The 15449-nt window shown below is 64.4% G+C and carries 17 protein-coding genes; 6 read left to right on the top strand and 11 right to left on the bottom strand.

The annotated features are described in order from the left end of the window. Positions 1-28 precede the first annotated feature (28 nt). Positions 29-1030, bottom strand: coding sequence for an ATP-binding cassette domain-containing protein (locus tag HCR84_RS01740; protein WP_218043603.1), 1002 nt, complete (start codon positions 1028-1030; stop codon positions 29-31). Between the two features lie 61 nt (positions 1031-1091). On the opposite strand from HCR84_RS01740, the gene HCR84_RS01735 reads away from it, so the two are divergent. From HCR84_RS01735 to HCR84_RS01725, 3 genes are read left to right on the top strand one after another with little or no spacing between them, the layout of a single operon-like run. Further along, the gene (locus HCR84_RS01735) at positions 1092-2063 is read left to right on the top strand and encodes a helix-turn-helix transcriptional regulator (RefSeq protein WP_166982668.1); all 972 of its coding nucleotides are present in this window, start codon (positions 1092-1094) and stop codon (positions 2061-2063) included. 43 nt (positions 2064-2106) lie between these two features. Next, positions 2107-2781, top strand: coding sequence for a TetR/AcrR family transcriptional regulator (locus HCR84_RS01730; protein ID WP_166982670.1), 675 nt, complete (start codon positions 2107-2109; stop codon positions 2779-2781). A gap of 52 nt (positions 2782-2833) precedes the next feature. Further along, complete coding sequence (locus HCR84_RS01725) at positions 2834-3184, top strand: VOC family protein (protein WP_166982672.1); 351 nt, start codon at positions 2834-2836, stop codon at positions 3182-3184. A gap of 33 nt (positions 3185-3217) precedes the next feature. On the opposite strand, the gene HCR84_RS01720 is transcribed toward HCR84_RS01725, so the two are convergent. The 5 genes from HCR84_RS01720 to HCR84_RS01700 all read right to left on the bottom strand — a co-directional run bounded on the left by HCR84_RS01720 (position 3218) and on the right by HCR84_RS01700 (position 8119). Further along, positions 3218-4330, bottom strand: coding sequence for a bifunctional 2-methylcitrate synthase/citrate synthase (locus HCR84_RS01720; RefSeq protein ID WP_166983251.1), 1113 nt, complete (start codon positions 4328-4330; stop codon positions 3218-3220). A gap of 64 nt (positions 4331-4394) precedes the next feature. Then, complete coding sequence (prpB, locus tag HCR84_RS01715; protein ID WP_166982674.1) at positions 4395-5294, bottom strand: methylisocitrate lyase; 900 nt, start codon at positions 5292-5294, stop codon at positions 4395-4397. Beyond that, entirely contained in the window at positions 5294-6817 is a 1524-nt protein-coding gene (locus HCR84_RS01710; protein ID WP_166982676.1) for an MmgE/PrpD family protein, read from the bottom strand. Before HCR84_RS01710 ends, prpB begins: the two co-directional genes overlap by 1 nt. Before the next feature lie 13 nt (positions 6818-6830). Continuing rightward, complete coding sequence (locus HCR84_RS01705; protein WP_166982678.1) at positions 6831-7487, bottom strand: GntR family transcriptional regulator; 657 nt, start codon at positions 7485-7487, stop codon at positions 6831-6833. A gap of 134 nt (positions 7488-7621) precedes the next feature. Beyond that, entirely contained in the window at positions 7622-8119 is a 498-nt protein-coding gene (locus HCR84_RS01700) for a CGNR zinc finger domain-containing protein (RefSeq protein ID WP_166982680.1), read from the bottom strand. Positions 8120-8193: 74 nt separating this feature from the next. Here HCR84_RS01700 and HCR84_RS01695 point away from each other — a divergent pair, with 74 nt between their 5' ends. Next, the gene (locus tag HCR84_RS01695) at positions 8194-9054 is read left to right on the top strand and encodes an alpha/beta fold hydrolase (RefSeq protein WP_166982682.1); all 861 of its coding nucleotides are present in this window, start codon (positions 8194-8196) and stop codon (positions 9052-9054) included. Positions 9055-9072: 18 nt separating this feature from the next. Here the strand turns inward: HCR84_RS01695 and HCR84_RS01690 are convergent, their stop codons facing one another. Then, positions 9073-9507, bottom strand: coding sequence for a MarR family winged helix-turn-helix transcriptional regulator (locus tag HCR84_RS01690; RefSeq protein WP_166982684.1), 435 nt, complete (start codon positions 9505-9507; stop codon positions 9073-9075). A gap of 54 nt (positions 9508-9561) precedes the next feature. Then, positions 9562-10170, bottom strand: coding sequence for an NADPH-dependent F420 reductase (locus HCR84_RS01685; RefSeq protein ID WP_166982686.1), 609 nt, complete (start codon positions 10168-10170; stop codon positions 9562-9564). Positions 10171-10368: 198 nt separating this feature from the next. On the opposite strand from HCR84_RS01685, the gene HCR84_RS01680 reads away from it, so the two are divergent. Beyond that, positions 10369-11361, top strand: a complete 993-nt coding sequence (locus HCR84_RS01680) for a malate dehydrogenase (RefSeq protein WP_166982688.1) — start codon at positions 10369-10371, stop codon at positions 11359-11361. A gap of 91 nt (positions 11362-11452) precedes the next feature. Here HCR84_RS01680 and HCR84_RS01675 read toward each other — a convergent pair whose 3' ends face one another. Beyond that, entirely contained in the window at positions 11453-12220 is a 768-nt protein-coding gene (locus HCR84_RS01675; protein ID WP_244972546.1) for a PIG-L deacetylase family protein, read from the bottom strand. 65 nt (positions 12221-12285) lie between these two features. Here HCR84_RS01675 and HCR84_RS01670 point away from each other — a divergent pair, with 65 nt between their 5' ends. Next, positions 12286-13161: an Fpg/Nei family DNA glycosylase gene (locus tag HCR84_RS01670; RefSeq protein ID WP_166982690.1), complete on the top strand. Its 876-nt coding sequence runs from the start codon at positions 12286-12288 to the stop codon at positions 13159-13161. 73 nt (positions 13162-13234) lie between these two features. On the opposite strand, the gene HCR84_RS01665 is transcribed toward HCR84_RS01670, so the two are convergent. Next, on the bottom strand, positions 13235-13858 hold the full coding sequence (locus HCR84_RS01665) for an NADPH-dependent F420 reductase (RefSeq protein ID WP_166982692.1): 624 nt from the start codon (positions 13856-13858) through the stop codon (positions 13235-13237). 484 nt (positions 13859-14342) lie between these two features. Then, positions 14343-15359, bottom strand: a complete 1017-nt coding sequence (locus HCR84_RS01660; protein ID WP_166982694.1) for an enoyl-CoA hydratase/isomerase family protein — start codon at positions 15357-15359, stop codon at positions 14343-14345. Between the last annotated feature and the right edge of the window lie 90 nt (positions 15360-15449).

Genomic DNA, 15449 nt, shown 5'->3' with positions numbered 1-15449 from the left:
GCTCTGTTCGATGGAACGGTGTGCCGAGTTACGGAGTCGGCACGGCAGTCTGTGACGTGGCATCCGGAGCCTTGCTGTGGGCGGCGCCCTCTTCGCGAAGACTCCGACCGGTGAGTGAGAGAAAGACGTCGTCGAGAGTGGGGCGGCGATATTCCGCACTCACAGCGAGGATGCTTGCCGAGTCAAGCTGCCTCAGCAGCTGAGGCACAGCGCGCTCTCCGGCATCACTCGCGATCGTTACCTCGGTGCCATTCTGAACACCGTCAACCCGAGCCGCGGCCGCGTGTGCATCATCGACAGTGCGGAACCCCACAGTCACGGTGTCTCCCGCGAGCTCGTGCTTGAGTTCAGTTGCTGTGCCGTCGGCGATGATCTCACCGTTGTCCATTACCATGACGCGCTCGGCGAGCTGGTCGGCTTCGTCGAGGTAGTGCGTCGTCAGGAAGATCGTGGTGCCTGTGCGCTCCCTCAGCTCGAGGATGTGCTGCCACAGGTTCGCCCTGCTGTGCGGGTCGAGCCCCGTGGATGGCTCATCGAGAAACAGCAGGGCAGGGGAATGGATGATGCCAAGTGCGATATCCAGCCGACGACGCTGCCCGCCCGAGAGCGATTGAATCTGCCTCGTTGCCACAGAAGCGAGCTCAAGTGAGTCGAGCAGGTCCTCCACCAGATCGCGCGTCTCGTGACGGCCGAGCCCGTAAAAGGCACCCTGACTGCGCAGCTCGTCACGCACGCGCTGACTGTTCGATGCCGACGAACGCTGGCCGACGTAGCCAATGTGTCGACGCACCTCCCCTGGCTCGCGCGCGATCGAATAGCCTGCGACCTGGGCTTCGCCTGACGTTGGCGGCAGAAGCGTCGTCAGCATGCGGAGTGTCGTGGACTTGCCCGCTCCGTTTGGCCCGAGAAAGGCGACGAGCTCGCCCGAATCGACGTCGAGGTCGATGCCTCGCACGGCGTCGACGGGGCCTCCCTTCGCCGTGAAGGTCTTACGGAGTCCGCGTGCGGTGATCATTGTCTCTGTGCTCATGATGACAAGGATGCTTTCCTAATAGGACACTTCTTGTCCTGATTGAGCGCACAATGGAGATATGGCCGAAACAACATCGCGCACCCTCGAGCTGCTTTCTCTTCTGCAGAGCCATCGGCACTGGTCCGCACACGAACTCGCGGAGCGGCTCGGAGTGAGCGGTCGCACGCTCCGCCGCGATGTCGAGCGCCTCAGGGACCTTGGGTACGGCATCGACGCAACGCGAGGAGCCATCGGCGGCTACCGCCTCGAGGCGGGAACCGGGTTGCCGCCCCTGCTGCTGAGCGATGACGAAGGAGTCGCGATCGCCATCGGACTGCGGTCGCAGGCAACCGCGGGCCTCCAGGGCGCCGAGCACACAACAGTGAGCGCACTCGCAAAGATCGAGCAGGTGCTCCCGGCCGACCTGCGGCGAAGGGTGGAAGCGCTGCAGTCGCACGCCACGACGTCACCAGAGCAGGGTCCCCCGGTCGCCGCAGAACTCCTCGGCCTGCTTGCCCTATGCTGCCGTGACAGCGAGCGCGTTCGATTCGATTACACGGATGCCACGGGCCGCACGTCCGCCCGATCAGCCGAACCTCACCGCCTCGTGCCTCTCGCGCGGCGTTGGTATCTGCTCGCCTGGGATCGCGATCGCGACGCCTGGCGCACCTTCCGTGTCGACCGAATCGCCAACCTGTTTCAGACGCGCGTGAGATTCGATCCGCGACCGCTCGACGAGCGCGAGTCGGAGCAGCTGGTGCGAGACTCCGTGCGCTTCAGATCGACGTCACTCTCGACAACACTGCGCATTTCCGCGCCTCTTGCCATTGTCACCCAGGAGCTGGGGTGGTGGGCGCGCGATGCAGTCGCCTCCGGTGACAACACAACGATTCTGCCCGTCGAGGCCGAAAGCATTGACGCCTTCGTCTCTGGACTCACCTGGATACCACCTCACCTGCCCTACACCGTCGACGGGCCACCCGAGCTGCTCCAACGCCTACGCCAAAAGGCCGAGCAGTTCTCCGCAGCCGCTCTCGACGCTGACACATAGTGGCTCGCCCGATAGAGCCGGGCAATGATGAAACACTTGAGGGGTGACCGACAGCAGTTCTGCTCCGCGACCGCGAGGACGCCCCGCGCGCATCACACGAGACGAAATTGTGGATGCTGCCGCCACACGTCTGCGCGAGGGTGGAGACGCAGCGCTCACAATGAAAGCGATCGCCACCGACCTCGGGGTATCGACGATGGCGCTATACCGGCATGTGCGCAATCGCGACGAGCTGATCGTCGCCGTGCTCGACCGTGAGGTAGCGACACTCGACATGCCTGCACCGGCCGGTGACGCGCAGACGCAGGTATGCGACATTTTCGAATGGCTGTATCTCGAGCTTGCCGCACGACCGTGGGTTGTCGAAGTCATCTCGCGCGGCGACTTCACGGCTCCGACTATTCGCGACGTGCTCGAGCGGATCATGGAGAAGTTCGTCGAGCTCGGGCTCGACGTCGAGAGGGCGGCCGACGCTTATCTCACGGTGTGGCGCTACACGATCGGCACTCTTGTGATCGGGAAGCGCACCGATGAGACTCGCGCCGTCGCGCATAGGGAGCTTGTGCAGGACGCCGCATTGGTCCAGGCCTCGGCCGAGCAGCATCCTCTTCTTCACGGGGCCGCTTCCCATTGGATCGATGCACGTCAGTCCATCGATTACCGCGCAGGTCTCGACGCCCTCGTCCGCGGCCTGATCAATAGCTCACGGGACTATTGACGATCCCGGTTCACAACAATATTGTGTATGCATACACAAACGGAGGTGAATCATGGCGTCACAACTCTCGTATTGGGTGCTGAATGTCGTCGACCTGGAGAAGGCCGTCGCGTTCTATGGCGACGTTTTCGACTGGACGTTCAGTGAGCCGGGAAGCGCGGGCGGTTACCACGTACTCGGGTCTGATCCCATGGGCGGCATCGGGCCGCGTGGAGAATCCGGAGCTCGCTCACCCAACCTGCTCGCGTTCCAGCCCGACGACGTGGATGCCGCGATCGAACGGATCCGGGCTCTGGGCGGAACGGCGGAGGAACCAGGGGGCGATGCATCAGCCCACGGTCGCTGGATCGAGTGCACCGACGATCAGGGCACACCGTTCGCGCTGTACAAGCCGGCAGATTAGCTACGAACTGACAGCTGCTCCTGGAGCTGGCCGTTACTCGACGTGGCGCTCGTCGGGGCCGTTGTACTCGGAGAGCGGCCGAATGAGCGAGTTGTTCGCCAGCTGCTCAGCGATGTGCGCCGTCCAGCCGACGACGCGCGCCGCAACAAACAGCGGTGTGAAGGTCTGCGTGTCGAAGCCCATCAGGTTGTATGCCGGACCCGAGGGGTAGTCGAGGTTGGGCTTGATGTTCTTGCGGTCGCCCATCGCCGTCTCGAGTGCCTCATACAGGTCAACCATGTCGTGCCGGTCGTAATGTTCGGCGAGGGAGTCGAGTGCCTTCTTCATGCTCGGCACCCGCGAGTCGCCGTTCTTGTACACCCGATGACCGAAGCCCATGATCTTGCGCTTTTCGGCGAGCGCGTCATCGAGCCACTGCTCGGCAGCATCCGCCGTCTTGATCTCCTCGAGCGCCTCCATGACGGCCTCGTTCGCGCCGCCATGCAGCGCGCCCTTCAGTGCACCCACGGCAGCGGTGACGGCCGAATACAGATCGGCGAGGGTCGACGTGACAACGCGTGCCGTGAACGTCGACGCGTTGAACGAGTGCTCTGCGTAGAGGATCATCGAGACGGTGAAGGCGTGCTCGACGACCTCGTCTGGTTTCTCACCGAACGTCATCCAGAGGAAGTTCGCCGAGTACCCGAGGTCGTCGCGGGGCTCGATGAGGTTCTCGCCGCGACGCCGGCGCTGGTCATACGCGACGATCGCGGGCAGCTGCGCATAGAGACGCTGCGCTTTACGCTGATTTGCTTCTGCCGAATTATCTTCGGCCGTCTCGTCGTTGGCGCCGATGACGCTCACCGCTGTGCGAATGACGTCCATGGGGTGGCACGTGGTCGGCAGCAGGTCGATCGCCTGCTTGACGTTGCTCGCAAGCGCTCGCTGACCGCGCTCACGCTTTTCGAACTCAGCGCGCTCGTCGTCGCTCGGCAGCTCGCCGTTCCAGAGCAGATACGCCACCTGCTCGAAGCTGCACGACTCGGTGAGCTCTTGCACGGGGTAACCGCGGTAGAGCAGCGAGTTCGTCTCGGGGTTCACCTTCGAGATCGCGGTGTAGTCCGCGACGACCCCGGCGAGGCCCTTCTTGATGTCGGTGTCGGTCATCATGCTCCTTTGCGTCAGGTGTGACGAGTGCACTCTACGTCGAGAGTGCGCTGCTGTGCGACTGCTATTTCTCGACAGTGAAGTTGAACACCGTGCTGTCGAAGTGGTTGTACGACTCGTAGTCAATGAGATCGTAGAGGTCGGCGCGGTGCTGCATGGCGTCGAGCTGCGAGGTGAGTGAGCCCTCGTCATTCAGGGTATCCAAGGCACGGGATGCTGCACCCATGGCCATGCGCAACAGAGAAACGGGCCAGATCACGATGTTGACCCCGACGCTCGCCAGCTGCTCACTCGTGAACAGCTCGCTCTTACCGAACTCTGTCATGTTCGCGAGCACCGGAACGTCGACGGCGCTGCGCACCGCCTCGAACTCCTCGAGCGAACGCATCGCCTCGGGGAAGATCGCGTCTGCCCCGGCATCCACCAGTTTCTTCGCTCGGTCTTTCGCCGCGTCGAGCCCGTCAACGGCGCGAATGTCTGTGCGCGCCATGATGAGAAAGTTCGGATCGCGGCGGGCATCGACGGCGGCGCGGATGCGCTTCAGGGCCGTCTGCTCGTCGACGACCTGCTTGCCGTCGAGGTGCCCGCAGCGCTTGGGGTTCACCTGATCTTCAATGTGCGTTCCCGCCAGCCCGGCGTTCTCAAGCTCCTGAATCGTGCGCGCGACGTTCATCGGCTCGCCGAAGCCGGTGTCTGCGTCGACGATCGCGGGCAGCTCGGTCATGCGCGCGATCTGCCCCGCGCGCGTCGCCACCTCGGTGAGCGTCGTGAGACCGATATCGGGCAGGCCGAGGTCGGCGCTCAGCACAGCGCCGGAGATGTAGACGCCGTCGAAACCCTTGCGCTCGATGAGTCGGGCGCTCAGTGGGTTGAATGCGCCGGGAAAGCGCAGCAGCTCCCCCGTGGCAAGGCGTTCGCGAAACGCGGCGCGCTTTGCCGCGGCATCCGTCTGTGAATAGAGCATCAGAACAGTCCCTTCGTTGTCGGAACCGAGGCGAGAACGCCGGGCTCGACGGTGAACGTCAACCCGGCGAGCTCGTGGGGCTCGAGTTCGGGAAGGCGCTGCACCACATCGAGAAAGCGATCGATCTCGCCCTGCTCGACGACCGGCTCGGCCAGGGTGCGGAACTTCTCGATGTAATTGATGCGAGCGAACGGCCGCGCGCCGAGGGGGTGCGCGTCGGCGACGGCGATCTCGTCCGTGATGGTCGTGCCATCGGCGAGCGTGATCTCGACGCGGCCGCCGAACGCCTTCTCCTGCGGGTCGAGCGAATGGTAGCGGCGCGTCCATTCCGGGTCTTCCTGCGTCGTGACACGCTTCCACAGCTCAACGGTGTCGGGGCGACTCGCGCGCTCGGGAGCGTAGGAACGCACGTGGTGCCACTCGCCGTCTTGCAGCGCGACGGTGAAAATGTACGGAATCGAGTGGTCGAGGGTCTCGCGCGAGGCACTCGGGTCGTACTTCTGCGGATCATTCGCGCCCGAGCCGATCACGACGTGCGTGTGGTGCGACGTATGGATGACGACGCTCGCGATGGCACCGGGAGCAAGCAGCTCCGGATGGTCGGTGTGCAGCTTGCGCGCCAAGTCAATCCACGCCTGCGCCTGGTACTCCGCCGAGTGCTCCTTTGTATAGCTGTCGAGAATCGCCCGCTTGGCCTCGCCGCGTTCTGGCAGAGACACCTCGTAGCGCCCGTCTGGTCCGTCAAGCAGCCACGCGATCACGCCGTCTTCGCCCTCCCAGATCGGTTCGGGCGACGTCTGCCCGCGCATTGCCCGGTCGACGGCTTCAACGGCCATCTTCCCGGCGAAGGCGGGAGCGTGCGCCTTCCACGTTGAGATCTGCCCCTTGCGCGACTGCCGCGTTGCCGTCGTCGTGTGCAGAGCCTGGCCGATCGCCTGAAAGATCACCTCACGATCAAGACGCAGCATCGTGCCCAGACCCGCGGCGACAGACGGGCCCAGGTGAGCGACATGGTCGATCTTGTGCTTGTGCAGACTGATCGCCTTCACCAGATCAATCTGCACCTCGTAGCCGGTGGCGATGCCGCGCACGAGGTCGCGCCCCGTGCTGCCCACGTGCTGACCGACGGCGATCATCGCGGGAATGTTGTCCCCAGGGTGCGAGTACTCGGCAGAGAGAAACGTGTCGTGGTAGTCCAGTTCGCGCACGGCAACGCCGTTTGCCCACGTCGCCCACTCCGGGCTGACACGACGGGAGGGTTCCCGCCCGAACACCGTCGCACCATCGCCGTTCACCGACACCGGATGCGTCAGCGCCTGCGAGCGAGCCGCAGCGACCGGTGCACGCGTGACGGACGCCGCGGCGACTGCCGCGTTGTCGATCACACGGTTGATCACCATCTCGGTCACGTCGTCTGCCACCTCGACGTCGTCGGCGGCCACCTCGGCGATCGCCCAGGCGAGCTGCTCTGTGCGCTCGAGGTTCTCGTCACTTCTGTGCGTGCGCAGGTTGTGGGTCTTCATGGGTTCCCTTTCATCAGGATGCCGCGGGCACCGCGTTCGTCGAGGCGGCAAGCGCGCCTGTGCGGCTGAGACTGAGGTGCACGTGAGTCGCGTGACCGGCGAGCGCGGCGTCGCCGTCGCGGATCGCCTGGCAGATCAAGAGATGCTCCGATGCGGCGCGGCGCAGACGCTCGGGGTTCCGCTGCGCGCTGCGGCGCACGCGCGCTGAGTGCAGTCGCACACTGCGCAGCGCCTGTGCGAGGTAGCTGTTGCCCACGGCAGCGTCGATCGCGGCATCCAGCTCGGTCACGAGGTCGTAGTAGCGCTGCAGTTCGTGTTCCCCGCCGTCGACGAGCTCGGCCGCGTGCGCGAACTGCTCGTGCAGCCGCGCGAAGACCCGGGAGTCGCGGCGTTCGGCGGCGAGGCGCGCCGCGCTGACCTCGAGTGCCTCTCGCAGTTCGTAGAGCGCGGTGATGTCGTCGTCAGCCACGTCTGTGACGACGAGGGCACGGGCGGATGCTGCCGCGACGAGTCCGTCGGCGGTCAGCCGGCCGAGGGCTTCCCGCACCGGCGTGCGCGAGTAGCCGAGCCGCGTTGACTGCTCCACCTCGGTGAGCGTCGTTCCGGCCGGAAGCGTGCCGTCGAGAATCTCTTCGCGCAACGTCTCGTATGCTCTGTCGCTCGCGCGCATGACACCTCCCGGCAACGTTCAATGTATACATTCCTTGGGATTGCTTCGCACAAAGAGGCTATTCATCCCAAAGTTATCTCTTCAGTGTATACACTGAGCGAACTTTCGTCGACGTCGAATCGACAGATGAGCCGCTATGCCGAGCGCTGCCGCTTGGCGTGGCTGCGCGCCTTCATGCGGTTTCCGCACGTCGCCATAGAGCACCAGCGCGCGGTTCCGGGGCGGCTGTGGTCGACGAGAAACAGATTGCACTCCGTGTTCGCGCAGGGGCGCAGGCGACCGGGCAGCTCGCTCATCACACGCGACCACGAAAGCGCCGCGCGCACGGCGAGCTCTTCATCGGGCGGCACTCGCAGCGTCCAGTGAATGCCGTCTGGCGAGACATCGGGCACCATAGCTGCCGCGCTCACCAGCTCGGCGAGTTGGTGCGAGACATCGGCATTCGCTCGGATCGTGTCGTGCAGCGCAGCACGCATGCGCCGCAAGTTACCCAGCTCGTCTGTCGACCCGGCACCGCCGAAGCGCGCGACGAACTCCGCCCCCTGTCGCCCGCGCAGAGCCTCAGACACCACCCCGTCAACGACCGGCGCGCTGTTCAGCAACGCCACTAACAGGTCTTCATCGTCAACCATGCGCAGCCTTTCTCCCCGTCTCAATGCCATGCTACGGTGTCGCTAACCAGTAAACAAGGTTTAAGGAGTTAGTCATGGCGACAGTCCACCACCGCACAGCATCCATCGATGCTCTTGATGTGTTCTACCGTGAGGCGGGGCCGCACGATGCGCCTGTGCTTCTGCTGCTGCACGGGTACCCCACAAGCTCGCACATGTTTCGGCACCTCATTCCCGCGCTTGCCGATCGCTACCGCGTGATCGCGCCGGACCACATCGGGTTCGGGCGCTCGTCTGCACCCAGCGTCGACGATTTCGAGTATTCGTTCGACGCCCTCGCCGATGTCACGCAGAAGCTGCTGACGCACCTCGGGGTCTCGCGCTACACGATGTACGTGCACGACTACGGCGCACCGGTTGGCTGGCGTCTCGCTCTCGCCAACCCCGACTCGGTTGAGGGAGTGATCTCGCAGAACGGCAATGCGTACGAAGAAGGCTTCGTTCCGGAATTCTGGGCCCCCATCTGGGCGTACGCCGCTCACCGCTCGGCCGAGAATGAGGCGGCGTTGCGCCCGGCACTCGGGCGAGAGGCCGTCGAGTGGCAGTACACGCACGGTGTGCCAGACACGTCGACAATTGACCCGGATGCCTGGGAGCACGACATTGCGCTTCTGGAGCGCCCCGGAGTCGATCGCGCCCAACTGACGCTGTTCGGCGACTACGCGACGAACCGCCCGATGTATGCCGATGTTCAGGCATGGTTGCGCTCGTCTGGCGTTCCCGTTCTCGCCATCTGGGGGAAGAACGACGAGATCTTCGCGGCCGAGGGAGCCGAGGCGTTCCGCCGCGACGCACCGGGCGCCCGCATCGAGCTCGTCGACGGCGGTCACTTCATTCTGGAATCGCACTTCGACGAGGCGGTCCAGGTGATCAGAGAGTGGCGCGGCAGCTTCTGACGACACCGCCCAGGTCAATCAATCGGCCGCGACCTTGGAGAGACCACTCGCGATTGTGCCAATCTCTTTCGCTGTGAGGCGGTCGAGAAAAAGCTCGCGAACGAGAGCGATGTGCCCCGGGAACACCTCTGCGAGGAGCTCTGCGCCGGCGGGTTCGAGCCGAATGAGCACCGAGCGGGCATCTGATTCGCTGCTGCGACGAGCAATGAGGCCGCGGCGCTCGAGTTGTGCCGCCTGGTAGGTGAGTCCATTCTTCGACGCAACGATCACATCGGCCAGATCACTCATGCGGAGCTCTCCAGCGTCGTGCAGCTGCGCAAGAACAGTGAACTGAACGTCTGTGAGGTCGTGCTCTTTAAGCTGTGTCGCGACGGCGCGCTGAAGTCGATCTCCGGCTGCGCGCAGTGCGAAGTACGCCGAGAGTTCCGCACGACTAATCGTCTGATCACCCACGGGAAGCCCCTTTCGTCCTCGTCTAGATTATTCGACGTCGAAAGGAGCATCCCGTCAACGGATGATCGACAGGTTGAACTGGCCTCCTCGCAGAGCACCCATGAGGGAGCCGAAGAGCAGGAAGTAGTGCTCAACGGCGCGCGCGGTTGAAATGCCGCCGAGGTCGATCTGCTGATCGTCAGTCCAGCCGAGGCCGCGAAGGATGCCCGAGACAGTCTCCTTCGCCCTCGCATCGTCGCCAGAGAGAAACACGGTTGTCGGTGCCGTCAATAGTGTTGGGTCGACGCCGATCGGGCCGGCGACCGTGTTGAGAGTCTTCACCACGCGAGCGCGAGGAAGTGCGCGCTGCAGGCGTTCGCCCAAGCTCGAATCCGCGTAGATCAGGTCGAGTCGCTCGTCTACGGCGTTGCCGATGTCAATCAGCACCCGATCGCCGATTGCGCCCGCCAACGGAGTAAGAGTATCCAGCGAGTGCGCCGCGGCCAACGCGCTGATGACGATGTCGCCGCGCGCAATGGCGTCTGCGTGAGAGTACGCCGGGGCTGGCAGGTCTTCGACCTCGGCAGGTGCACGAGAGCCGAACACGACTGAGTGCCCCGACCGAAGGAGACCGGCTGCGAGGGTACGCCCCATGTGGCCGGTTCCGAGGATTGTGATGTTCATGATGATCCGATCTGCGCCCTTGCGCCTAGTTGATTCAAATTGGAACTAATGAGAATGTACCATATAGTTCCAATTTGAACCACTATTGCTGAGGGATCCACCGTTGCTCACGGCCAGTGCGCCCTGGCACAGGTCAGATCATGCCCCTAGGCTGGGTGAGGACCGACCACACGCTGCCCCCAACGCACAAAGGAAGCCATGACGACGAACGCCACGACAATCACCGTCACCGGAGCCGCGGGGCAGATCGGCTACGCACTGCTCTTTCGCATCGCGAGCGGCCAGATGCTGGGCGACGATGTGCCCGTGAAGCTGCGTCTTCTCGAGATTCCTCAGGCCGTTCGCGCTGCCGAAGGCACGGCGATGGAGCTCGACGACTGCGCGTTTCCGCTGCTGGAGAGCGTCGAAGTCACCGACAACGCGCACCACGCATTCGATGGCGCCAACATCGCGATGCTGGTCGGAGCACAACCACGCGGGGCCGGCATGGAGCGCGCCGATCTGCTCGAGGCGAACGGCGGCATCTTCGCACCGCAGGGTGCCGCGATCGGCGAGCGGGCAGCATCCGATATTCGCACGGTCGTCGTCGGGAACCCCGCGAACACGAACGCTCTGATCGCCGCCGCGCACGCCGACGGCGTTCCGGCCGACCGCTTCACCGCGATGACGCGCCTCGATCACAATCGTGCGGTTGCGCAGCTCGCTCGCAAAACGGGGGCGACCGTCGACGACATCGCCGGCATTACGATCTGGGGCAATCACTCGTCAACGCAACACCCCGACCTCAGCAACGCAACAGTCACGGGGCGACCGGCAACCGAGCTCGTTGACGAAGCCTGGGTTCGGAGCGAGTTCATTCCCCGGGTCGCGGGGCGCGGTGCCGAAATCATCGACGTTCGCGGTGCCTCATCCGCGGCATCCGCCGCGAATGCCGCGATCGACCACGTGCGCGACTGGGTGTTGGGAATGGTGCCCGGAGCATGGACATCGGCAGGCATCGTCTCAGACGGGTCGTACGGTGTTCCCGAGGGACTCGTTTCGTCGTTCCCCGTCATCTCGCGCGGCGGCGAGTGGGAGATCGTGCCGAACATCGACGTCGATGCATTCTCGCGGGAGCGCATCGACGCCTCGGTCGCAGAGCTCGCCTCGGAGCGCGACGCTGTGCGTGCGCTGGGCCTCCTCCGCGACTGAGTATCGGGCTCCCGCCTCGCTCATTCTGACATGTGCGGTCGTACTGTCATGCCGCGGCGGCTCACGGCCACCCCTGTGCAGAAACGCTGTGCTACATATCGTAGAGATCGAAGCGCACGTGCCGCTCGACAGCATCCGGCCCGCCCGTGACGCCGAGAACCTGGCGGGTCGCTTGATCGAGAATCGGATCGTCGCTGAGCGCCGCAAGGTACTGCTTGTGCTCGGCGAGCGACGCGATCGCGGCATCCACTCCGTCGGCCACCTCGACCATGTGAGTGCCGGTTGGACTGTTTACGGCGACGTGACGAACGCCGGCCCACGGTGCGAACCCGTCGTCTGCGAGATCGGGGAAGATCCATTCGTTGGCAGCATCCGAGACGGCATCCATGACAGCGAGACCGAATGCACGGTGATCGGCGCTGTTCCACGCGCCGGGAAACCACGTCTCATGAAAATTCATGGTGACGACGAGCTCCGGCTGGTGCTGCCGGATTGCGGCGGCGATATCGCGGCGCAGAATCGGCCCATACTCGACGGTGCCGTCACGATGTTCGAGAAACTCGAGCTGACTGACGCCCACGTGGGCGATGGCGCGGCGCTGTTCTTCTTCGCGGACGCGCGCGGATTCGCCCGGCGGCATGCCTGCGATGCCCGCTTCGCCGCGCGTGCCGAGAACGTAGCGCACGTCTTTTCCCGCGGAAGTCCAGGTTGCGACGGCCGCCCCGACACCGTATTCGGGGTCGTCGGGGTGGGCCATGACCACGAGCGCGCACTGCCAGTCGTCGGGCAGTGGAGTGAGATCGGAATCGCCATCCATGTCTTCACGGTAGACGGCGAAGACGGCGATTGTCGAGGCCAAAACGAGAGCTTTCCCGCGGCCTACGACGGATGCGCGATGTCGGTGGGCTGACGCATACTTGTGACGTGCCCGAGTTGCCCGAGGTTCACGCGCTTGCCGGCGATCTGAAGCGGAGGATCGGCGGCCACACGATCGAGCGGCTTGATGTGTCCGCCATCTCAGCCTTGAAGACCGTCAGCATTCCGCTGTCCACGTTTGACGGCCACACAGTCGACGACGTCACGCGGCACGGCAAATTTCTCGATCTGCAGATCGGCGGCGATCACCTGGTCATCCACCTCGCACGCGCAGGATGGATCAAGTGGCGCGAGAAGCCGCCGACGCCGAGGAGGCCCGGCAAAGGTCCACTTGCCGCGCGGCTCATTCTCTCGGGAGGCGAGGGTGTGCCGTCTGGATCGGGGCTCGACATCACTGAGGCGGGAACAAAGAAGAGCCTCGCGATCTACGCCGTATCTGATCCAGCCGATGTTCCCGGCATCGCGCGGCTCGGCCCCGATCCGCTCGACGATGCGTTCACGCTCGACGTGTTCCAGGAGATTCTTGCGGGAGCCGGGCGGTCGCAGATCAAAGGCGTGCTTCGGAATCAATCGCTGATCGCAGGAATCGGAAACGCGTACTCCGATGAGATTCTGCACGCTGCGCGCATGTCGCCGTTCAAACCAGCAGACATGGATGCCGACGACGCAGCGCGGCTCTACGGCGCGCTTCGGCTGACGCTCGACGAGGCCGTTGCCCGAGCCGATGGCCTCGCGGCCGCAGACCTCAAACGCGAGAAGAAGGCGCACTTGCGGGTGCATGGCCGGTTCGGCGAGACCTGCCCTGTCTGCGGAGACACCGTGCGGCAGGTGATCTTCTCTGACTCCACATTCCAGTACTGCCCCACGTGTCAGACCGGCGGAAAAATCCTCGCGGACCGTGTACTCTCACGACTCCTGAGATAACCAGAGCGAGTGGCTACTACGGTGGGCCCCGCCTGCCGCCCGCGGAACGCGGCGGGCGGCAGGCGGGGTGCGTTCAGCCGAGAACGTTGACGGCGAAAGCGATGTTGAAGTTCCCCACGCCGTGACGGGCGAGGCCCATCAGCAGCGGTCCGGCTCCTTCGAGCCAGCGGGCCATCTCCAGGCCGCCCACATTGAGCGGACGCAGTCCGAGGCTCTCTATGAACGCCGACACACTCGCCACGGCGTGTGCATCGTCTCCGGCGAAGAACACGTCCAACGGGATCCCTTGCGCCAGCACATGGCCGAAGACGGTATTGAACGCCTTCACCACGTGCGCGCTCGCCGGGGCCGCCGCCGCGATCTCTTGTGCACCCGACGTGCCATCAGGGATCACGAGCCCAGTGGCGTCCGCGTTGAAAGTGTTGGTGATATCAATGATGACCTTGTCGGCCAACGCATCCCCGTACTGGGCGACAACCTGCACCGCGCTCGTGTACGGCACGGCGAGGACGACGATATCGCCAGCTGGGACACCACCAAAGGTTCCAGCCGTTGCCCCTCCGCCGAGCTCGGCGGCCAGACCTTCAGCGTTGGCCGCGTTGCGGCCGATGAGTTCGACGGTGTTGCCGCCCGTGACGGCGCGAGTGGCTATGGCTCGGGCCATGCCCCCCAGGCCGATAACACTGATGCTGCTCATGATTGCGTTCTCTCTTTCTCTCGTGTGAATCGCGTATTCCTCCGTCGAAGCACAGTTGTAGAGCGGAATCGCCGGCAGAATCGCCAGCAGAAGGGCATCCGCATCGATCAGTTCGTCTGCGAGTTCCGCGGCGTGTGCATGAGCATCACGCTGAGCCGGAGTGCGGTCAGCCTCAGCAACAAAGTCGCTGGACACGACGTCACGCCAGGGCGCGGCTCAGGGATGTGGCGGGGACGATGCTTGCATCGAGGCGGAACAATGACATTGCCTACTCCAAACGGATATTCACTACGTAAACCTTAGTGACTTGGAAAACAGTAGCACAGATGCGATTGGTGTTATGCGGAACTGGAAACCGAGACGCGCAGACGTGATGCCGCAATCACTCTTGCCCTCTCGGTGCTGGGAACGCGAGGAGACGGCATGATTCTCGCACTCCTCGGTTCGGGGGATGCATCGTTTGTAGGGATGGCGTGCTCGGTGATCACGCGATCATCTGCTCGACCTCGGCCAGGTCAACCTCCGCAATCGTCGCCGGGTTCCAGCGCGGAGCGTTGTCTTTGTCGACGACGCGCGCACGAATGCCCTCCACGAGGTCTGGGCGGTCAAGCAGCCACGACGACGTGCGGTACTCCTGGTCGAGCACGTCGCGCAGGTGGTCGCGCTGTCGAGATCGCCGCACCCCGGCGAGCGTCGCAACGAGACTCGTCGGGCACAGCTCGGCGAGCTCCGCTGACGCTGCGCGAGCAGCATCCGTGCCAAGAGCATCAAGCCGATCGATGACCTCCGGCACCGTCGCGGCGCTGTAGCAGGAGTCAACCCAGTCGCGGTTGGCCTCGAGCGGTGCCGGGCCGGGGTCGGCCTCGAAGCGCGCCACTGCCGCCGCCGGGTCATCACCTGCAAGCAGAGCATCGCGCAGCTCGGGCAGGTTGGTGCTCGGCACAAGGTGATCCGCAAAACCGCACCACACAGCATCCGCCCCGGTCATGGTCGCGGCGTTGAGACCGAGATACGTGCCAATCTCGCCCGGTGCGCGCGACAGAAGCCACGTGCCGCCGATATCCGGCGCGAGCCCGATGCGCGTCTCGGGCATCGCCACCGTCGACCGCTCGGTGACGACACGGATGCTGCCGTGCGATGCCACGCCGACTCCACCGCCCATCGTCACGCCGTCCATCAGCGCAACGTACGGCTTGGGGTAGTTTGCGATCACCGCGCAGAGCGTGTACTCGTCGCGCCAGAAGTCGCGCGTGTCATTCGGGCGACTGGCGAGCACGTTCTCGCGCAGCCCGCGGATGTCGCCGCCCGCGCACAGCCCACGGTCGCCCGCACCATCGAGCAGCACCGAATGCACGCGTGCGTCGCTGCGCCACTGGCCGAGTGCATCCCGGATGCTGATGATCATGCGATGCGTCAGCGCATTGATCGCGCGCGGTCGATTGAGAGTGAGATGCCCGACGCCGTTCTCGACACGGGCGAGCACCTGCGGTTCGTCGCTCATGTTCTCACGCTACCGCGCACACGATGTGCTGGTTTGGGTTCATGTGTCAATGGTGGCGGTTATTCGGCAGCTGACGTGCCAACTTTGACA

The organism is Paramicrobacterium fandaimingii, assembly GCF_011751745.2.
Classification (GTDB): domain Bacteria; phylum Actinomycetota; class Actinomycetes; order Actinomycetales; family Microbacteriaceae; genus Paramicrobacterium; species Paramicrobacterium fandaimingii.
Note: the sequence above shows the minus strand (reverse complement) of the source record. Positions and strands in the feature narration are given on the sequence as shown.

What these genes read in the sequence shown, in the direction of transcription:
- HCR84_RS01740 (WP_218043603.1), bottom strand. Translation starts at nt 1,030, where the DNA reads ATGAGCACAGAGACAATGATCACCGCACGCGGACTCCGTAAGACCTTC.
- HCR84_RS01735 (WP_166982668.1), top strand. Translation starts at nt 1,092, where the DNA reads ATGGCCGAAACAACATCGCGCACCCTCGAGCTGCTTTCTCTTCTGCAG.
- HCR84_RS01725 (WP_166982672.1), top strand. Translation starts at nt 2,834, where the DNA reads ATGGCGTCACAACTCTCGTATTGGGTGCTGAATGTCGTCGACCTGGAG.
- HCR84_RS01720 (WP_166983251.1), bottom strand. Translation starts at nt 4,330, where the DNA reads ATGACCGACACCGACATCAAGAAGGGCCTCGCCGGGGTCGTCGCGGAC.
- prpB (WP_166982674.1), bottom strand. Translation starts at nt 5,294, where the DNA reads ATGCTCTATTCACAGACGGATGCCGCGGCAAAGCGCGCCGCGTTTCGC.
- HCR84_RS01710 (WP_166982676.1), bottom strand. Translation starts at nt 6,817, where the DNA reads ATGAAGACCCACAACCTGCGCACGCACAGAAGTGACGAGAACCTCGAG.
- HCR84_RS01705 (WP_166982678.1), bottom strand. Translation starts at nt 7,487, where the DNA reads ATGCGCGCGAGCGACAGAGCATACGAGACGTTGCGCGAAGAGATTCTC.
- HCR84_RS01700 (WP_166982680.1), bottom strand. Translation starts at nt 8,119, where the DNA reads ATGGTTGACGATGAAGACCTGTTAGTGGCGTTGCTGAACAGCGCGCCG.
- HCR84_RS01695 (WP_166982682.1), top strand. Translation starts at nt 8,194, where the DNA reads ATGGCGACAGTCCACCACCGCACAGCATCCATCGATGCTCTTGATGTG.
- HCR84_RS01685 (WP_166982686.1), bottom strand. Translation starts at nt 10,170, where the DNA reads ATGAACATCACAATCCTCGGAACCGGCCACATGGGGCGTACCCTCGCA.
- HCR84_RS01680 (WP_166982688.1), top strand. Translation starts at nt 10,369, where the DNA reads ATGACGACGAACGCCACGACAATCACCGTCACCGGAGCCGCGGGGCAG.
- HCR84_RS01665 (WP_166982692.1), bottom strand. Translation starts at nt 13,858, where the DNA reads ATGAGCAGCATCAGTGTTATCGGCCTGGGGGGCATGGCCCGAGCCATA.
- HCR84_RS01660 (WP_166982694.1), bottom strand. Translation starts at nt 15,359, where the DNA reads ATGAGCGACGAACCGCAGGTGCTCGCCCGTGTCGAGAACGGCGTCGGG.